Here is an 18,299-nt window from a genome sequence, read left to right on the forward strand (position 1 = left end):
GACTCCTGTAGACTGCTGGGCAACCACGCCCCCTCCTTCGAGCCTGTGATGCACAAAGAAACCGAACTCAAGCTCCGCGCCAGCCGCGAGACCCTTGCCGCCCTGCGCGAGCACCCTCTGCTGAAAAAGCGCAACAAGTCCGGCTGGCAGACCCGCGAACTGCTCAACCAGTACTTCGACACCCCAGAGCGCGAGCTCTCCGCTGCCCGTGTGGCCCTGCGCCTGCGCCGCGATGGCGAGGCCATCATCCAGACCCTCAAGTGCCGCGGCACCAGCGTGGCGGGCCTGTCCGAACGCAACGAGCACGAATGGCAGCTGGACAAGGTCAAGCTCGACCTGAAGAAGCTCGACGACAGCTGCTGGCCCGCGCAACTGGCCAACCTGGACAAAAAGACCATCAAGCCGCTGTTCACCACCGACTTCACCCGTGAATACGCCGAAATCGCCTGGGGCCGTGGCAAGAGCAAGGTGGTGATCGAGGCCGCGCTGGACCAGGGTTTCGTGATCGCCGGCAAGCGCAAGGAAGAAATCTGCGAGCTGGAACTGGAACTGCGTGAAGGCGAGCCTCAGGCTCTTTTGGAACTGGCCGCCGAGCTGGCCGCCAGCCTGCCACTGATGCCATGCGACATCAGCAAGGCCGAGCGTGGCTACCGCCTGCTGGAGCCGGACAGCTACGAGCTGGGCCTGCCGCACACCGAGCTGGAAGGCGAAATGGCCGTGGACGACGCCTACGCCGCACTGGCCTGGCAACTGCTGGGCAGCAGCCAGCGCCTGGCCGAGCAATACCGCCACAACGGCCACTGGCGCCTGTTGCAGGACTGGGTCGAGTGCCTGAGCGAGCTGCGTGCCATGACCGCCAGCCTGGGCCAGGCCGCGCCGCGCGCCACTACCCGCGACCTGCGCAGCAGCCTCGACGCCCTGCTCGAAGACTGGCGCCCACTGGTGCAGGCCGGCAATGAGGACGAAGATATCCGCCGCGCCGCTCCCGAGCAGTTCGTCGAAGAGCTGGAAGACGTGCGCTGGGGCCAGTTCTCGCTGGAAACCTCGCGCTGGCTGCTGGCCCGCGCCTGGACCGTGGAGCGCAAAGGCCGCGGCGAGCGCCAGGGCAAGGCGCAGCTGGCCAGCTGGCTGGCGCACCTGCTGGGCGAAGAAGGCCGTGCGTTGAAACTGCCGCTGTACACCCAGCGCCCGGAAGACCTGGCCGAGCAGTTGCCGCGCATCGAACAGCTACTGGCCTGGCTGCACCATGCCCGCCAGGTGCTGGAAGCGCCACAGATGGACCGCCTGTATGGCGACCTGAAGAAGCTGCATGAGCTGGCTGAACAGCCGATCAGCGATGAAGTGCTGGAAGCGCGTATCGAACAGGCCCGGGCGGTAGATCAGAGCCGCGGCTGGAAGCACCTGCTCAAGGCTTGATACCGCGTAGCCTTCTTCGCGGGCTTGCCCGCTCCCACAGGGAACTGCACAAGGCCTGGGCCTGCACAGCACCTGTGGGAGCGGGCGAGTCGGGGCGCCGAACCGCCGCGAATGGCCTCAACGCGAAAGTGGCAGGCTGGTGGTGGACTTGATCTCCGATAGCGCCACGATCGAGTTCACCTCCTGTATCCCCGGCACGTTCGACAGCTTTTCGAAGAAGAACCGCTCATAAGCCTCGATATCCGGGGTAACAATGCGCAACAGAAAGTCCACCGAGCCCATCAGCACATAACACTCCAGCACCTCCGGAAACCCACGGATCGCGTCGGTGAACTCGGTGAAGTTGGAGCGCCCGTGGGCGTTCAGTTTCACCTCGGCGAATATCTGCGTGTTCAGGCCGACCTTCTTGCGATCCAGCAAGGTCACCTGCCCGCGAATCACCCCCTCCTCCTTCAACCGCTGGATACGCCGCCAGCACGGCGATTGGGACAGCCCCACGCGTTCGGCGATCTGCGCGCTGGACAGCGAAGCGTCCTCCTGCAGCAGTTCGAGGATACGGCGGTCGTAGGCGTCCAGCTCGCTGTGCATCAATAATTCTCCTGAACAGCACTTCATGAATAGAACAATTCGCCGATACGGCGAAATGATCAAATCATAGCGAAAAAATACCGCCACCAACGTGCAAGAATTTCTCCCACATTCGCGGAGACCAGCATGAACGCACAGCCCCGTACCGACGCCTGGGCCGCCAGCAGCGCCCACAGCACCGTGCACTATCGCCTGCAGGCCGAGGCCGAGCCTGACAGCCTGTGCCGGGTGCTCAACCTGTTTGCCCTGCAGTTCCTGACCCCGCACAGCGTGCAGGTCAACCAGCAGGATGACTGGCTGGATATCGAGGTCGGCATCGGCGGCCTGAGCTGGCACCGGGCCGAGGTGATTGCGCAAAAATTGCGCAACCTGGTGTGTGTGGGTGAAGTGAGCCTGACCAATCTGCAGCGGGTGGAGCTGGCGGTGGTCTGAGCGATCAGCTGTACCTGTGCTGGCCTCTTCGCGGGTAAACCCGCTCCCACAGGTACTGCACAGTATTCAAGGCCTGTGCGATCCCTGTGGGAGCGGGTTCACCCGCGAAGAGGCCAGCACAGGCACTGCAAGATCCCGAAACCCTTCATCCCCATCAACCCAGCCCCGCCCGTCTAGCCTTGATCAGCACTCCCCTGTCAGGCACGGACGCCAACCATGCACACCTCCGACAACCCGGCACTCGACCTCAAGCGCGTGCTCCAGGCCCTGCTCGCCGACCAGCATCTACACGCCAACGACACCCTTCAGGTACTCGAGCACGCCGCCACTCACCCCACCGCTCACCCGCTGGAACAGATCGCCGCCTGCGCCCTGGAAGACCGCCGACACCCTGGCCAGCCCCTGGACCTGGACCGCCTCTGCCAATGGCTGGCCAACAAGGTCGGCCAGCCCTACCTGCGCATCGACCCGCTGCAACTGGACCTGCCCCAGGTCACCGGCCTGATATCCCCTGCATTCGCCCAGCGCCATGGCATCCTCATCGTTGCCGCCGACGCCTCCAGCGTCACCGTCGCCAGCGCCCAACCCTACCAGGACGACTGGCTGGCCGACCTCACCCGCAGCCTTGGCCGGCCGGTCCGTCGCGTGCTGGCCAACCCGCAGCAGGTTCGCCAGGCAGGGCAGTCGTTCCATCGCCTGGCCCAATCGGTAAAGGGCGCGCAACACCAGCAGTCAGCAAGCCTGGGTGAACTCGAACAGCTGCTGGAACTGGGCAAGCGCCAGGCCGAGGCCAGTGCGGACGACGCGCACATCGTGCATATCGTCGACTGGCTGCTGCAGTACGCCATCGAGCAACGCGCCAGCGATATCCACCTGGAACCACGCCGCGAGCAGGGCCAGTTGCGCTACCGCATCGACGGCCTGCTGCACAACGTCTATGCCTTCCCCGCCGGAGTGACCCTGGCGCTGGTCAGCCGCCTGAAACACCTGGGGCGCATGGACGTCGCGGAAAAGCGCCGGCCGCAGGATGGCCGGCTGCAAAGCCGCCTGCCTGGCGGTGGCGAGGTAGAATTGCGGCTGTCGACTCTGCCGACCCCGTTCGGCGAAAAGCTGGTGCTGCGCCTGTTCGACCCGCAACAGTTGCAAGAAGGCTTCGACCGGCTCGGCCTGGATGGGGCGCAACTGGAACAGTGGCAAAGCCTGCTGCGCCAGCGCCAGGGCATCATCCTGGTCACCGGCCCCACCGGGTCCGGCAAGACCAGCACGCTGTACGCCAGCCTCAAGCTGCTCGCCACGCCGCAGGTCAACCTGTGCACCATCGAAGACCCGATCGAGCGCCTGGATCCCGCCTTCAACCAACTGCAGGTGCAGCCTGCGCTGGACCTGGGTTTCGCCAACGGTGTGCGCGCCATGCTGCGCCAGGATCCGGACATCATCATGATCGGTGAAATCCGTGACCGCGAGACCGCCCTGGTGGCGGTGCAGGCAGCCCTGACCGGGCACCTGGTGCTGTCGACCCTGCACACCAACGACGCCTGTGGCGCGATCACCCGCCTGCAGGAGCTGGGTGTGGCCGACTACCTGATCAAGGCAACGCTGGTGGGGGTCATGGCCCAGCGGTTGGTTCGCACGCTGTGCGCGGATTGCCGGGGTGGTGCAGCGCTGCCCGAAGGCCAGCCGTGCCGTACCTGTCGTGGCACCGGGTTCCATGGCCGCACAGGGTTGTTCGAGCTGCTGGTGCCCAGCGACAGCCTGCGCGCCCTGATAGGCCCGGGCAGCGACCTGGCCAGTTTGCGGCGTCAGGCCGTGGCCGATGGATTGCTCGATCTGCGCCGCTGCGGTGAAGCCAAGGTAGCCTGCGGGCAGACCCGCCAAGAGGAAGTGCTACGGGCCTGTTCCTGAGCAAAAATCCTTTGTATTCAAGGAACTTGCACCCCCGTGGCAGGATCAAACCGCGCATCTTCAACCCTCACCCTTCGAGGTGTTTCAACATGCGTTTCAAAACCGCCATCGCTGCCGCTGCCTTGCTTTCGCTGCCTATCGGCTCGGCCATGGCCGATACCTTCTGGCGTAACGTGATGACTACCGGTGCTACCACGGCATCGAGCTACCTGACTTCCGGGGATCACAAGCTGGTGATGGCGGCGCAGGATGACGCTGGCAGCTTTGTGGCCAGCGAAGGCGCGATCCGCGGCCCGTTCCTTGAAGCGGCGATTCGCCAGGCCCGCGCGCAGAACCCGGGGATGCAGGCTTCCGACATGGAACTGGCCAATGCCATCCTGGCCAAGAATGCAGTAGCCGAATAACAGCGTCGCCTGCTTCGCGGGTGAACCCGCTCCCACAGGTACTGCACAGTATTCAAAACTTGCAGAAGCCCTGTGGGAGCGGGTTTACCCGCGAAGAGGCCGGCACAGGCAACCACAATTAGCGATAAGCCTCCACCGGCACACAAGCACAGAACAGATTCCTGTCCCCATACACGTTGTCGACCCGGTTCACCGCTGGCCAGTACTTGTGCTGGCGCACGTGAGCACTGGGCGCCACCGCCTGTTCCAGGCTGTAAGGCCTGTCCCACACCGCCAGCACATCGGCCAGGGTATGCGGCGCATGCTTGAGCGGGTTGTTCTCCGCCGGCCAGTTGCCCTCCTGCACTTCGCCAATTTCCGCCCGAATCGCCAGCATCGCCTCGACGAAACGGTCCAGTTCGGCCTTCGACTCACTCTCGGTCGGCTCGACCATCAACGTGCCCGGCACCGGGAACGACATGGTCGGCGCGTGGAAGCCATAGTCCATCAGGCGCTTGGCCACGTCCTCTTCGCTGATGCCGGTCAGCGCCTTCAGCGGCCGCAGGTCGAGGATGCACTCATGCGCCACCCGCTGGTTGCGCCCGCGGTAGAGCACCGGGAAAGCGCCACCCAGCTGGCTGGCCAGGTAATTGGCCGAGAGGATCGCCACCTCGCTGGCATCTGCCAGCTGCGGCCCCATCATGGCTATGTACATCCAGCTGATCGGCAGGATGCTCGCACTGCCCCAGGGCGCGGCGCTGACTGCGCTGTTGTTCGGGTCCAGGCCGGGTATCGGCACCACCGGGTGGCTGGCGACGAACGGCTTGAGGTGCGCGCGAATGCCGATCGGGCCCATACCCGGGCCACCACCACCGTGGGGGATGCAGAAGGTCTTGTGCAGGTTCATGTGTGAAACGTCGGCGCCGATATCCGCCGGCCGTGCCAGGCCCACCTGGGCATTGAGGTTGGCGCCGTCCATGTAAACCTGGCCTCCGTGCTGGTGGACCACCTCGCAGATTTCGCGGATCCCCTCTTCATACACGCCGTGGGTCGACGGATAAGTGATCATCAGGCACGACAACCGATCCCCGGCCGAGTTGGCCTTGGCCTTGAGGTCGGCCAGGTCGACATTGCCATCATCGTCGCAATCGACGATCACCACCTCCATGCCGGCCATTTGCGCCGACGCCGGGTTGGTGCCGTGGGCCGACGACGGGATCAGGCACAGCGTGCGTTGTGGCTGGTGGCGGCTGCGGTGGTAGCGGGTAATGGCCATCAGGCCGGCGTACTCGCCCTGGGCGCCGGAGTTGGGCTGCATGCAGATGGCATCGAAGCCGGTAATGGCGCACAGCCAGCTTTCCAGCTCGTCGATCATTGCCTTGTAGCCGGTGGCCTGGGCCGCCGGGGCAAACGGGTGCAGTTGGGCAAAGCCAGGCCAGGTAATGGGGATCATCTCGCTGGTGGCGTTGAGCTTCATGGTGCACGAACCCAGCGGGATCATCGACTGGTTCAGCGCCAGGTCCTTGTTCTCCAGCTGCTTGAGGTAGCGCAGCATCTCGGTTTCGCTGTGGTGCAGGTTGAACACCGGGTGGGCGAGGAACGGCGTGCGCCGCACCAGGCTGGCGGGGATGCCTTCGGGCAGGGCCAGCTGATCGAGTGTGGCGATGTCGAGGCCATGGTCCACCCCCAGGAAGATGTCGAACAGTCGCAGCACCGTGTGCTCCGAGCAGGTCTCGTCCAGGCTCACGCCCAGGTGCCCGCGGCCGAGGATGCGCAAGTTGATCTGCGCGGCTTCGGCGCTTTCGATGATGGCCGCCTGGGCACCGCCGACATCCAGGGTGAGGGTGTCGAAGAAGTGCTGATTGAAGCGCTTGATACCCTTGGCTTCGAGGCCGGCGGCGAGGATGAAGGTCAGCCGGTGCACGCGCTGGGCAATGCGCTGCAGGCCTTCCGGGCCGTGGTACACCGCGTAGAAGCCGGCGATGTTGGCTAGCAGCACCTGGGCCGTGCAAATGTTGGAGTTGGCCTTCTCGCGGCGGATATGCTGCTCGCGGGTTTGCAGCGCCATGCGCAGCGCGGTATTGCCACGGGCATCGCGCGACACGCCGATGATGCGCCCCGGCATGGCTCGCTTGTAGTCATCGCGGCAAGCGAAATAGGCCGCGTGGGGGCCGCCATAGCCCATCGGTACGCCAAAACGCTGGGTCGAGCCCAGCACCACATCGGCGCCCAGCTCCCCTGGTGGTGCCAGCAGCACCAGGCTGAGCAGGTCTGCGGCTACGCAGGCCAGGGCATGCTGGCTGTGCAGATGATCGATCAGCGGACGCAGGTCGCGCACCTCGCCATGAGTATCCGGGTACTGCAGCAAGGCCCCGAAAACCGCGTGTTTGCCAAGGTTATCCACAGAGTCGACGATCAGCTCGAAGCCAAAGCCCTCGGCACGGGTCTTGAGTACCGACAGGGTCTGCGGGTGACAGTGCTCGTCGGCGAAGAAGGCATTGCTCTTGTTGCGCGCCACCCGCTTGGCCAGGGCCATGGCCTCGGCGGCGGCAGTGGCTTCGTCGAGCAGCGAGGCATTGGCCAGGGCCAACCCGGTGAGGTCGATGACCATCTGCTGGAAGTTCAGCAGCGCCTCCAGCCGGCCTTGGGCAATCTCGGGTTGATAGGGCGTATAGGCGGTATACCAGCCCGGGTTCTCCAGCACGTTGCGCAGGATGACCGTGGGGGTGATGGTGCCGTGGTAGCCCATGCCGATCAGGCTGGTCCAGACCTGATTCTGCCCGGCGTAACCGGCGAGCTTGGCCAGGGCGGCCTGTTCGTCCAGTGCCGGCGGCAGGTCGAGGGGGCGATTGAGGCGGATGTCTGGCGGTACGGTCTGCTCGATCAGCTCACTGCGGCTGGCGACACCCAGCGCATTGAGCATGGCCTGCTGCTCCGTGGCATCCGGGCCCAGGTGGCGACGCAGGAAAGGGTTGAGCTCTTGCAGTTGATGCAGGGATGGCGACTGGGACATGACGACGCTCTCTTCCTGAAACAGCTCTCATGGAGACTTACAAGTCTAGGAAGGGATTGCCGATTGTGCGGGGAAAGTTGCTTGCAGGCCCGGCCTCTTCGCGGCTAAAGCCGCTCCCACAGGGACCGCACAGATATCAGACGCTGTGCAGTACCTGTGGGAGCGGCTTTAGCCGCGAAGAGGCCGACGCGGTATTACTCGCCGATGGCAGCCTTGTAGCCAGCAGCATCCAGCAGCTTGTCCAGCTCGGCCGGGTTGCTTGGCTTGAGCTTGAAGATCCACGACTCGTAAGGCTGCTCGTTGAGCAGCTCAGGGCTGTCAGCCAGCTCTTCGTTGACCGCGATCACTTCGCCAGAGACCGGAGCATAGATGTCCGAAGCGGCCTTGACCGACTCGACCACACCGGCAGCGTCGCCAGCCCCAAACACCTTGCCGACTTCGGCCAGCTCGACGAACACCACGTCACCCAGGGCTTCCTGGGCGTGGTCGCTGATACCCACGGTCACGGTGCCGTCGGCTTCCAGGCGAGCCCACTCGTGGCTTTCGGCAAAACGCAGGTCGGCGGGGATATTGCTCATGTCTTGAATTCCTCGATTGGCTCAGCGGTACGCCCGCCGGTTGAAAATTGTTCAGATCAGGATCTTGCCGTGGCGCACGAAGGTCGGTTTGACCACCCGCACCGGGTACCACTTGCCGCGGATTTCCACCTCGGCCCGGTCGCCAGTGGCCATGGGCACGCGGGCAAGGGCGATGGACTTGCTCAGCGTAGGCGAGAAACTACCACTGGTGATCTCTCCTTCGCCAATCCCGGCTACACGCACCACCTGGTGGGCACGCAGCACGCCACGCTCTTCCAGCACCAGGCCGACCAGTTTTTTCTGTACACCTTGTTCGATTTCCTTCAGCAGGCCGGCGCGGCCGATGAAGTCGCGCTCGGCGGGCTCCCAGGCGATGCTCCAGCCCAGGTTGGAAGTGAGTGGTGTGTGTGCTTCGTCGATGTCCTGGCCGTACAGGTTCATGCCGGCTTCCAGGCGCAGGGTGTCGCGGGCGCCAAGGCCGCTTGGGGCAATACCGGCGCCGACCAGGTCGTTGAAGAAGGCCACGGCCTGCTCGCCAGGAAGGATGATCTCCAGGCCGTCTTCACCGGTATACCCGGTGCGGGCAATGAACCAGTCGCCTTCGGCCATGCCCTCGAATGGGCGCAGTTCGCGAATCAGCGCGGCGCGCGCGGGGCTGAGCAGGGCGGCGACCTTTTCGCGTGCATGCGGGCCCTGGATGGCGAGAATGGCCAGGTCGGGACGGACCCGGAAGTCCACGGCATAACCGGCACGCTGTGCGGCCAGCCAATCGAGTACCTTGGCCCGGGTAGCCGCGTTGGTGACCAGGCGGTAGCCGGTTTCGGTGCGGTAGACAATCAGGTCGTCGATGACCTTGCCCTGCTCCTGCAGCAACGGGCTATACAGCGCCTTGCCGATATCGTCGAGACGGGCCACATCGTTGGCCAGCAGGCGCTGCAACCAGGCAGTGGCGTCGCTGCCGTCGACATCGATCACAGTCATGTGGGACACATCGAACACCCCGCAATCGCTGCGCACCTGATGGTGCTCCTCGACCTGCGAGCCATAGTGCAGTGGCATGTCCCAGCCACCGAAATCGACCGTCTTGGCGCCCAGCGCCAGGTGCAAGTCGTACAAAAGCGTGCGCTGTCCCATGGGTTTCTCCTTCCGGGCGTGGCGAAGCGGCGGCGGTCGATGACGTTGGGTCGTCAGCTCTTCTTGTGTAGGACCCGCCGCGCGAGTGCCGCGCATTGTAGCCGCAAGGGCGCGGGCTGACACCCTCAGTGACTGTGACCGGGTCGACGTGCCGAACGGCGGATCAGGCCGATGACCGGCAGCAGGCCCACCAGCACCAGGGTCAGTGCCGGCAGCGATGCACGCGCCCACTCCCCCTCGCTGGTCATCTCGAACACACGTACCGCCAAGGTGTCCCAGCCGAACGGGCGCATCAGCAAGGTGGCCGGCATTTCCTTGAGCACATCAACGAACACCAGCAGGGCAGCGCTGAGCGCGCCAGGCACCAGCAGCGGCAGATACACCTTGAAAAACAATCTCGCGCCGCCGACGCCCAGGCTGCGGGATGCCTCGGGCAGTGACGGGCGGATCCGCTCCAGGCTGCTCTCCAGCGGCCCGTAGGCCACCGCGATGAAGCGCACCAGGTAGGCCAGCAGCAAGGCCGCCAGGCTGCCCAGCAGCAGCGGCTTGCCGGCACCGCCCAGCCAGCTGGACAGCGGGATGACCAGGTGGTTGTCGAGGTAACTGAAGGCCAGCATGATCGACACCGCCAGCACCGAGCCGGGCAAGGCATAGCCCAGGTTGGCCAGGCCTACCCCGGCGCGGATACCACCCGTCGGCGCCTGGCGCCGGGCAAAGGCCAGCAGCAACGCCACGCACACCGTGACCAGCGCCGCCATGCCGCCCAGGTACAGGGTGTGCAGCACCAGGCCGACATAGCGCTCGTCCAGGTCATGCCGGCCGCGCTGCCAGAACCACGCCAGCAGTTGCAGCAGTGGGATGACGAAGGCGCAGGCGAACACCAGCAGGCACCAGCCACTGGCCAGCAACGCCTTGAACCCGCGCAGGTGGTACAGCGCCTGCCCGCGCGGCCGCTCGTTGCCGCTGCGGCTGGCGCCCCTGGCACGGCGCTCGCCATAAAGCACCAGCATTACTGCCAGCAGCAACAGGCTGGCCAGCTGGGCCGCGCTGGACAGGCTGAAGAAGCCGTACCAGGTCTTGTAGATGGCTGTCGTGAAGGTGTCGAAGTTGAAAACTGCCACCGCGCCAAAGTCGGCCAGAGTTTCCATCAGGGCCAGGGCGATACCGGCGCCGATCGCCGGCCGTGCCATTGGCAGGGCCACACGCCAGAACGCTTGCAGCGGGGACAGCCCCAGCACCCGCGCCGCCTCCATCAGCCCCTTGCCCTGGGCAAGGAATGCAGTACGCGCCAGCAGGTAGACATAGGGGTAGAACACCAGCACCAGGACGACGATCACCCCGCCAGTGGAACGCACCCGCGGCAGGCGCATCGGCCCGAACACCTCGCGCAGGGCGCTCTGCACCGGGCCGGCGAAGTCCAGCAGGCCGACGAAGACGAACGCCAGCACATAGGCCGGGATGGCGAACGGTAGCATCAGCGCCCAATCCAGCCAGCGTCGGCCAGGGAACTCGCAGAGGCTGGTCAGCCAGGCCAGGCTGACGCCCAGCACGGTGACGCCGATGCCCACACCCACCACCAGCGTCAGGGTATTGCCCAGCAGGCGAGTCATCTGGGTATCGAGCAGGTGCGACCAGATCTGCATGTCGATCGACTGCCAGGACAACAGCAGAACGCTCAGGGGCAGGAGCACCAGGGCGGCGACCAGGGTGACCGGGAGGTACCAGCGGCGTTGGGGGGTGTGGGGCAAGGCTGAAGTCTCGAGTGCGATGGCGACCGCTGCGCGGTCGTTCGCGGGTGAACCCGCTCCCACAGGGTTCGGCGCCGCCCTTGGGGGCAGTGATATTCCTGTGGGAGCGGGTTCACCCGCGAAGAGGCCCTGAAAGGCCCCGGAAGAATAAAGCCTGGCGCTTAGTTCCAGCCAGCCCGATCCATCAAGCGAATCGCTTCAGCCTGGCGCTTGCCAGCGATTTCCACCGGAATGCTGTCAGCCTTGAAGCTGCCCCACGCCGCCACTTCTTCCGATGGCTTGACCTTCGGGTTGGCCGGGAACTCCTGGTTGATGTCGGCGAACAGCTTCTGCGCCTCTTCACCGGTCATCCATTCCACCAGCTTCTTCGCTGCCTCCGGGTGTGGCGCGTGCTTGGTCAGGCCGATGCCCGACAGGTTCACGTGCACGCCACGGTCACCCTGGTTGGGCCAGAAGATCTTCACCGGCAGTTTCGGGTTCTGGTTGTGCAGGCGGCCGTAGTAGTAGGTGTTGACCACACCCACGTCACACTGGCCGGCCTCGATGGCCTGGATCACGGCGTTGTCGTCGGAGAACACATCGGTGGACAAGTTGTTGACCCAGCCTTTGACGATTTGCTCGGTCTTCGCCTCGCCGTGGGTCTCGATCAGGGTGGCGGTCAGCGACTGGTTGTACACCTTCTTCGCCGTGCGCAGGCACAGGCGGCCTTCCCACTGCTTGTCGGCCAGGGCTTCGTAGGTGCTCAGCTCCTGCGGCTTGACCCGCTCGGTGGAGTAGATGATGGTGCGGGCGCGCAGGCTCAGGCCGGTCCAGTCGTGGGACGAGGCGCGGTACTGCGGTGGGATGTTCTGGTCGATGATGTCGGACTTGATCGGCTGCAGGATGCCCATCTGCTCGGCCTGCCACAGGTTGCCGGCATCGACGGTCAGCAGCAGGTCGGCCACGCCATTTTCGCCCTCGGCCTTGATGCGCTGCATCAGCGGGGCTTCCTTGTCGGTGATGAACTTGATCTTGACCCCGGTCTTGGCGGTATAGGCATCGAAAACCGGCTTGATCAGCTCGTCGATGCGCGAGGAGTACACCACCACTTCGTCCGCTGCCTGGGCGGCGCCGCCGAACAGGGTCAGGGCCAGGGCGGCCAGTAGGGGCTTGCGTGGCAACATGGAAAGCACTCCTCGGATCGTATGAGAGGCGCAAATGGTAGTGAATCCCATTTTCCGACTCATCTACATAGCCGTTACCGGATGTTGCAGAGGGATAACAGTTGCAAGGCTCCTGTGGGAGCGGGCAAGCCCGCGAACACCGGCAAAGCCGGTGCCATTCACCGCGTTGCCTGTTTCGCGGGCATGCCCGCTCCCACAGACTCCAGCAATCTCATGCCTTGGCCAGATCCGGCAGGTCGCCGCTCAAACCCAGCGCCTGTCGCACGAACATCGCTTTGGCCTCCGGCATCTGCTCCACCAGCTTCAACCCGCTGTTACGCAACCAGCGCAACGGCAACGGGTTGGCCTGGAACAACCGCTCAAACCCTTCCATCGCCGCCATCAGCGCCAGGTTGTGCGGCATGCGCCGCCGCTCGTAACGGCTCAGCACCTTCACATCAGCCAGCCGCTCGCCACGCTCGCAGGCATTGACCAGCACCTCGGCCAGCACCGCTGCATCCAGGAAGCCCAGATTGACGCCCTGCCCGGCCAGCGGGTGAATGGTGTGCGCGGCATCGCCGATCAATGCCAGGCCTTCATCCACATAGCGCTTGGCGTGGCGCTGACGCAGCGGCACGCACACTCTAGGGTCGGCTTGCAGCACATTACCCAGGCGCCCCTCGAAAGCCCGCTCAAGGGCCTTCAGGAAGGCAGCTTCATCCAGCGCCATCAATTGCTCGGCATGCTCCGGCGTGGTCGACCACACGATCGAGCACCAGTCCTGCTGGCCATCGCGGGTCAACGGCAGGAACGCCAATGGCCCTTCATCGGTGAAGCGCTGCCAGGCCGTGGCCTGGTGCCCGGCACTGCAACGCACGCTGGTGACGATGGCATGGTGCAGGTAATCCCACTCGCGGGTTTCGCAACCGGCCAGGCGCCGCACTGCCGAGTTGGCGCCATCGGCCGCGATCACCAGCGGCGCGCGCAGTTGCCGGCCATCTGCCAGGGTCAGTAGCCATTCATCGCCAGAACGGCGTAGCTGCTCCAGCCGCGCATTCGCCAACAGGCCGATGTCGCTGTCATGCAGGCGCTCCAGCAGGCCGTCCTGCACCACCCGGTTCTCGACGATATGGCCGAGCGTCTGGGCGTGCACGCTGGCAGCCGAAAAGTGAATCTGCCCGGTGCCGCTGCCATCCCACACATGCATGTCCGAGTATGGCGTGGCACGCCGCCGGGCAATGCCATCCCAGGCGCCAAGGCGCTCCAGAATGCGCTGGCTGGCCGCCGACAGCGCGCTGACACGCGGCTCGAACGGGGCCTGGACATCGAACGGCTTGACCGTCAGCGGGCCGCCGTCGAGCAAGAGGATTTGCAGGCCACTGTGGCGCAACGCCAGAGCCAAGGCGCTGCCGACCATACCGGCACCGACAATCAACAGATCTGCGCGCATTTCCATGCCTTACGCCAGCCTCGCTTGCGGCTTGAGCCGCACATATAGGGTTTTATCGACCCGCGCCACCAGCTCGCCGGTGCCGTCGCGGATGTCGACCTGCAAACGTGGCAGGCATTTCTTGCCGGTGGCGGTCTGCTGGCGGATGTCTTCCAGCAGCGCGTCATCGACGTGGAGTTCGGCATACACCGGGCCTTTGCCCGGCGCAATGAAATCGATGCTGGCTGCCTTGTCCCAGACGATGTAGTCACGCCCCAGCTGCTCGATCAGCAACAGCATGTAGAAAGGGTCGACCATCGAATACAGGCTGCCGCCAAACTGAGTACCGACATAGTTGCGGTTCCAGCGGGTCAGCTTCATCGCCACCTTGGCGCTGCGCAGGTCCGGGCTGATGTGCTGCACGCGGATACCGGCCCCCAGATACGGCGGGTACAGGTTCAACCGCCAGCGCAACAGGCGTGCCCGGCGCGCCAGCCGGCGCGCGTCGTCGCTCATGCCTGCCCCCGCGGGTCGGGGCGGGTACCAAGGCCCATGGCCTGCCTGGCGAACCAGCTCTTCGCCGGTGGCAACAGGTCCAGCCCGAGCAGGCCAAGGTTGCGCCCGGCGGCCAGCAACGGCTGGCTGCTGCCGAACAGGCGGGTGACCTGGTCGGAAAAACCGATGGTCATGGCCTGGTCCATGCGCTGGCGCTGGTGGTAGGCCTGCAACGTGGTCAGGTCGCCAGGCTGCTGCGGGCCGGCCAGCAGTGCCTCGGCCAGCGCCTGCACGTCACGAAGCGACAGGTTGAAGCCCTGGCCGGCAATGGGGTGCAGGCTGTGCGCGGCGTTGCCCAGCACCACCAGATGCGGCCGCACCTGCTCCTGGGCCTCGATCAGCGACAGTGGGTAGAGGTGCCGCGCGCCGACCTGACGCAAGGCGCCCAGACGATAGCCGAACACACCCTGCAGCTCGCGTAGGAAATTGCGCTCATCGATGTCGGCCAGGCGCCGCGCGTCCATGCCCTGGCGGGTCCAGACCAGCGCACAGCGGTTATCCGGCAGCGGCAACAGGGCCATGGGGCCTGCTTCGGTGAAACGCTCGAAAGCCTGGCCGCCGTGGGCCTCGCCCGGGGTGATATTGGCGATCAACGCGCTCTGTTGATAGGGCGTGTGGCGTACGTGGATGCCCAGCTGTTCGCGCAGGCCGGAGCGGCCACCGTCGGCCAGTACCGCCAGGTCGCACTCCAACTGGGTGTCGTCGTTCAGTTGCAAACGGTAGCCACCTTCGATGGCCTGCATCGCGGTCACTTCCGCCGGGCAGCGCCAGCTCACCACCTCGCTGTCCAGCCCTTGCCACAGGCACTGGCCCAACCAGGCGTTTTCCACCACGTAGCCCAGCGCCGGTACGCCCTCTTCCTGGGCATCCAGGCGGGTGGCGCCGAAGCGGCCGCGGTCGGACACATGAATTTGCCGAATCGGCTCCGCGCGGTGCTCGATGGCCTGCCACAGGCCCAGCTGCTGGTAGATCTGCCGGGTACCGAACGACAGTGCCGACGAACGCGCATCGTAGCTGGGTTGAAAGCTGTCACCCGGGGCGAACGGCTCGATCAGCAGAATCTTCCAGCCCCGCGCCTTGGCCCCCGCCTGTAGCGCCAGGGCCAGGCTCGCGCCCACCAGGCCGCCGCCGATGATCGCCAGGTTTACCCGGTTCATGCCGCGTCCTTGCGGGCGGCCTGCATCAACGCCTCGATCTCGGCGACCGTGCGCGGCACGCCCGAAGTCAGGATTTCACAGCCTTGCCTGGTCACTACCACGTCGTCCTCGATCCTTACACCAATGCCGCGCCATTTCTTCGCCACGGCCTGATTGTCGGCGCCTATGTAGATGCCCGGTTCGACGGTAAGCGCCATGCCGGGTTCAAGCACCCGCCACTCGCCACCCACCTTGTACTCGCCCACATCGTGTACATCCATGCCCAGCCAGTGCCCGGCGCGGTGCATGTAGAAGGCACGATAGGCCTCGCTGTCGATCAGCGCCTGCACCTCGCCCTTCAGCAGGCCCAGTTCCACCAGGCCCTCGGTGATGACCCGCACGGTGGCCTCATGGGCATGGTTCCAGTGCTTGCCGGGGGCGATTTCGGCAAACGCTGCGGCCTGAGCCTTGAGCACCAGCTCGTAGATGGCCTTTTGCTCCGGCGAAAAGCGCCCGCTGACCGGGAAGGTACGGGTGATGTCGCTGGCGTAGCAGTCGATCTCGCAACCGGCATCGATCAGCACCAAGTCGCCATCCTTCAGCGGGGCGTCGTTCTGCTGATAGTGCAGGATGCAGCCATTGCGCCCGGCCGCGACGATAGAACCGTAGGCCGGCATCTTCGCCCCACCCTTGCGGAATTCGTAGTCCAGCTCGGCTTCCAGGCTGTATTCGTGCAGCCCGGCCCGGCAGGCCTGCATGGCCCGCACGTGGGCCCGCGCCGAGATATCTGCGGCAGCGCGCATTACCTTCACTTCCGCCGCCGATTTATACAGGCGCATGTCGTGCAGCAGATGATCCAGCGCAACGAACTCGTTCGGCGGCTGGGCGCCCAGGCGGGCCTTGGAGCGGATCACGTTGATCCAGTCCATCAGCCGGCGATCGAACTCGGGGTTGCTGCCCATGGCGCTGTACACCCGCTCACGGCCTTCGATCAGGCCCGGCAGGATCTCGTCGATGTCGGTGATGGGGAAGGCATCGTCTGCGCCGAAATCGCGCACCGCACCTTCCTGGCCGGCCCGCAGGCCATCCCACAGCTCGCGCTCGGGGTTGCGTTCACGGCAGAACAGCACGTATTCGCCATGCTCGCGCCCGGGGATCAGCGCAATCACCGCTTCCGGCTCGGGGAAACCACTGAGGTACTGGAAGTCGCTGTCCTGGCGGTAGACGTGCTCGACGTCGCGGTTGCGGATGGCAACCGCGGCAGCGGGCAGGATGGCGATGCTGTTGGGTACCATCTGCGCCATCAGCGCCTTGCGCCGACGGGCATACTCGGCCTTGGGAATGTGGCTCATGGGCAGACTACCCCCGGTTGATCAGTGCAGCGATGGCTTGGGTGCAGGGGCGGCCGGCTTGGCCAGCTCGGAGAACAGCAGCAATGGCGCCACGCGCAGGTATTCCATGACTTCCATGTAGTCGCTCTCGCCATCCTCGGACTCCTCGAGGGCTTCCTGAACCTGGGAAATGGCCACCAGGTCCTGCAGCACTTCCTTGGCCTCGTCGGACAGGTCCTTGCCACCGGCATTCAGGCCAAAACCGGTAATGAAGCCTTGGCACCACTGGCCCAGCGCGGTGGCGCGGTCGCTCAGGGCGGCGGCGTCGGAAGGCAGCAGCAGGACGATCGCCATGTCGTCGCTGGTGAGTTCGCCCTTGACCATTTCCTGCAGGCCGACCAGGGCGTTGCGAACGGAGTCACCGGGCTCGGTTTCCAGCAGCTGGGCCGCATCGGCCAGCCAGCCGTCGGCGTCGAAGCCGGCACCGGCGCAGCTGCGGCCGATCAGCAGGCCGTGCAGTTCGGCCGGGGTGACAGGATGGCCATTGCTGGACAGCAGCATGGCGAAGGCGATGTAGGGCGATTGGGTATTGGGCATGGGCAGCTAGGCGCCAGACGGCGCAATGACTAGAATGGAGACCTTGTATCCTAGCACCGGCAGGCGCGCCAAGACCATCGGCACTGGCCGTCGCCGCCCAGGGAGAGGCATCATCGCCAGGTGACTCAACGACGGAGCGAATCGAGTGCAACCCACGCAAGAGAACGACCTGCAGGCACTGATGAGCCGATTCGAGCTGCTGATCGAACGTGTCGAGCAACTAAAACGGCAAAATGCACTCCTAGTAGCTCAGGAAAAATCCTGGCGCGAAGAGCGCGCCCACCTCATCGAAAAGAACGAGATCGCCAAGCGCAAGGTCGAGTCGATGATTTTACGCCTCAAGGCTCTGGAGCAAGACTCATGAGTTCAAGCAATAGCGTCACCGTGCAGATCCTCGACAAGGAATATTCGATCATCTGCCCGCCGGAAGAGCGCAACAACCTGGTCAGCGCCGCGCGCTACCTGGACGGCAAGATGCGCGAGATCCGCAGCAGCGGCAAGGTGATCGGCGCCGACCGCATTGCGGTCATGGCAGCGTTGAACATCACCCACGAAATGCTGCACCGCCAGGAAGACCGCAACGATGCCCCGGCAGGCGGCACCACCCGCGAACAGGTGCGCGACCTGCTGGAACGGGTCGACCAGGCACTGTCCGACGACGCGGATACCAAAATCGGCTGAGATTGGTATACTGGCGCCACTCCCTGGGGGATGCGCCAGTCGGTTATGTCCCTGAGCCGATACGCACAACCACGGGGGTTGCACGCTGGGGCCGGTGTGCATGTCCGCCCGACGGAAAGCCTTAACGCCCCCTGCAATCTCCACCTTGAACTTTCGGGTTCAAGGGCTACACCGATAGCGGTCTTATCGGGGAGCCTGAATTCTCTTGCCCGCCCCCTCCGGCGGGCAATTCGT

Annotated in this window: 17 protein-coding genes and 1 other RNA gene; 7 read left to right on the forward strand and 11 right to left on the reverse strand. The window is 64.9% G+C overall.

The features are described 5' to 3' along the window. Positions 1-48: 48 nt before the first annotated feature. A complete protein-coding gene (locus RIN61_RS10795) occupies positions 49-1,416 on the forward strand; it encodes a CYTH domain-containing protein (protein WP_112249821.1) in 1,368 nt (455 codons plus the stop codon). A 117-nt stretch (positions 1,417-1,533) separates the two neighbouring features. Here the strand turns inward: RIN61_RS10795 and RIN61_RS10800 are convergent, their stop codons facing one another. Beyond that, complete coding sequence (locus RIN61_RS10800) at positions 1,534-2,004, reverse strand: Lrp/AsnC family transcriptional regulator (RefSeq protein WP_015272225.1); 471 nt, start codon at positions 2,002-2,004, stop codon at positions 1,534-1,536. Positions 2,005-2,130: 126 nt separating this feature from the next. Here RIN61_RS10800 and RIN61_RS10805 point away from each other — a divergent pair, with 126 nt between their 5' ends. The 3 genes from RIN61_RS10805 to RIN61_RS10815 all read left to right on the forward strand — a co-directional run bounded on the left by RIN61_RS10805 (position 2,131) and on the right by RIN61_RS10815 (position 4,742). Then, on the forward strand, positions 2,131-2,436 hold the full coding sequence (locus tag RIN61_RS10805) for an ACT-like domain-containing protein (RefSeq protein ID WP_112249822.1): 306 nt from the start codon (positions 2,131-2,133) through the stop codon (positions 2,434-2,436). Between the two features lie 216 nt (positions 2,437-2,652). Further along, positions 2,653-4,338, forward strand: a complete 1,686-nt coding sequence (locus RIN61_RS10810; protein WP_112249823.1) for a GspE/PulE family protein — start codon at positions 2,653-2,655, stop codon at positions 4,336-4,338. An 89-nt stretch (positions 4,339-4,427) separates the two neighbouring features. Then, positions 4,428-4,742 carry a DUF2388 domain-containing protein gene (locus RIN61_RS10815; RefSeq protein ID WP_112249824.1) on the forward strand — a complete coding sequence of 105 codons (315 nt, stop codon included), beginning with the start codon at positions 4,428-4,430 and terminating at the stop codon, positions 4,740-4,742. A gap of 118 nt (positions 4,743-4,860) precedes the next feature. On the opposite strand, the gene gcvP is transcribed toward RIN61_RS10815, so the two are convergent. From gcvP to RIN61_RS10865, 10 genes are all read right to left on the reverse strand, one after another. Beyond that, positions 4,861-7,734 (reverse strand): aminomethyl-transferring glycine dehydrogenase, encoded by a 2,874-nt coding sequence (gene gcvP, locus RIN61_RS10820; protein ID WP_215520535.1) that lies wholly within the window; start codon positions 7,732-7,734, stop codon positions 4,861-4,863. A 194-nt stretch (positions 7,735-7,928) separates the two neighbouring features. Next, positions 7,929-8,312, reverse strand: coding sequence for a glycine cleavage system protein GcvH (gcvH, locus tag RIN61_RS10825; RefSeq protein ID WP_112249828.1), 384 nt, complete (start codon positions 8,310-8,312; stop codon positions 7,929-7,931). A gap of 51 nt (positions 8,313-8,363) precedes the next feature. After that, complete coding sequence (gene gcvT, locus RIN61_RS10830; protein ID WP_112249829.1) at positions 8,364-9,446, reverse strand: glycine cleavage system aminomethyltransferase GcvT; 1,083 nt, start codon at positions 9,444-9,446, stop codon at positions 8,364-8,366. A 125-nt stretch (positions 9,447-9,571) separates the two neighbouring features. Continuing rightward, the gene (locus tag RIN61_RS10835) at positions 9,572-11,194 is read right to left on the reverse strand and encodes an ABC transporter permease (RefSeq protein ID WP_112249941.1); all 1,623 of its coding nucleotides are present in this window, start codon (positions 11,192-11,194) and stop codon (positions 9,572-9,574) included. A 161-nt stretch (positions 11,195-11,355) separates the two neighbouring features. Continuing rightward, the gene (locus RIN61_RS10840; protein ID WP_112249830.1) at positions 11,356-12,357 is read right to left on the reverse strand and encodes an extracellular solute-binding protein; all 1,002 of its coding nucleotides are present in this window, start codon (positions 12,355-12,357) and stop codon (positions 11,356-11,358) included. A 211-nt stretch (positions 12,358-12,568) separates the two neighbouring features. Then, positions 12,569-13,786: a 2-octaprenyl-3-methyl-6-methoxy-1,4-benzoquinol hydroxylase gene (locus tag RIN61_RS10845; protein ID WP_181457295.1), complete on the reverse strand. Its 1,218-nt coding sequence runs from the start codon at positions 13,784-13,786 to the stop codon at positions 12,569-12,571. Between the two features lie 9 nt (positions 13,787-13,795). Then, on the reverse strand, positions 13,796-14,281 hold the full coding sequence (locus tag RIN61_RS10850; protein ID WP_207877059.1) for a DUF4442 domain-containing protein: 486 nt from the start codon (positions 14,279-14,281) through the stop codon (positions 13,796-13,798). Continuing rightward, on the reverse strand, positions 14,278-15,477 hold the full coding sequence (ubiH, locus tag RIN61_RS10855; protein WP_215520536.1) for a 2-octaprenyl-6-methoxyphenyl hydroxylase: 1,200 nt from the start codon (positions 15,475-15,477) through the stop codon (positions 14,278-14,280). The genes RIN61_RS10850 and ubiH overlap by 4 nt, the downstream gene beginning before the upstream one ends. Continuing rightward, on the reverse strand, positions 15,474-16,808 hold the full coding sequence (gene pepP, locus RIN61_RS10860; protein ID WP_112249835.1) for a Xaa-Pro aminopeptidase: 1,335 nt from the start codon (positions 16,806-16,808) through the stop codon (positions 15,474-15,476). Before pepP ends, ubiH begins: the two co-directional genes overlap by 4 nt. Positions 16,809-16,829: 21 nt before the next feature. Continuing rightward, on the reverse strand, positions 16,830-17,384 hold the full coding sequence (locus tag RIN61_RS10865) for a YecA/YgfB family protein (protein ID WP_112249837.1): 555 nt from the start codon (positions 17,382-17,384) through the stop codon (positions 16,830-16,832). Between the two features lie 181 nt (positions 17,385-17,565). Between RIN61_RS10865 and RIN61_RS10870 the strand changes: the two genes are divergently transcribed. The 3 genes from RIN61_RS10870 (at position 17,566) to ssrS (ending at position 18,262) form a co-directional block, all read left to right on the forward strand. Continuing rightward, positions 17,566-17,748, forward strand: coding sequence for a TIGR02449 family protein (locus RIN61_RS10870; protein ID WP_029886233.1), 183 nt, complete (start codon positions 17,566-17,568; stop codon positions 17,746-17,748). Continuing rightward, positions 17,745-18,065 carry a cell division protein ZapA gene (locus RIN61_RS10875; RefSeq protein ID WP_003259368.1) on the forward strand — a complete coding sequence of 107 codons (321 nt, stop codon included), beginning with the start codon at positions 17,745-17,747 and terminating at the stop codon, positions 18,063-18,065. Before RIN61_RS10870 ends, RIN61_RS10875 begins: the two co-directional genes overlap by 4 nt. Positions 18,066-18,082: 17 nt before the next feature. Continuing rightward, positions 18,083-18,262: non-coding RNA, 6S RNA (ssrS, locus tag RIN61_RS10880), on the forward strand. Positions 18,263-18,299 lie beyond the last annotated feature (37 nt).

The sequence above is a fragment of the Pseudomonas inefficax genome, from assembly GCF_032164165.1.
Taxonomy (GTDB): domain Bacteria; phylum Pseudomonadota; class Gammaproteobacteria; order Pseudomonadales; family Pseudomonadaceae; genus Aquipseudomonas; species Aquipseudomonas inefficax.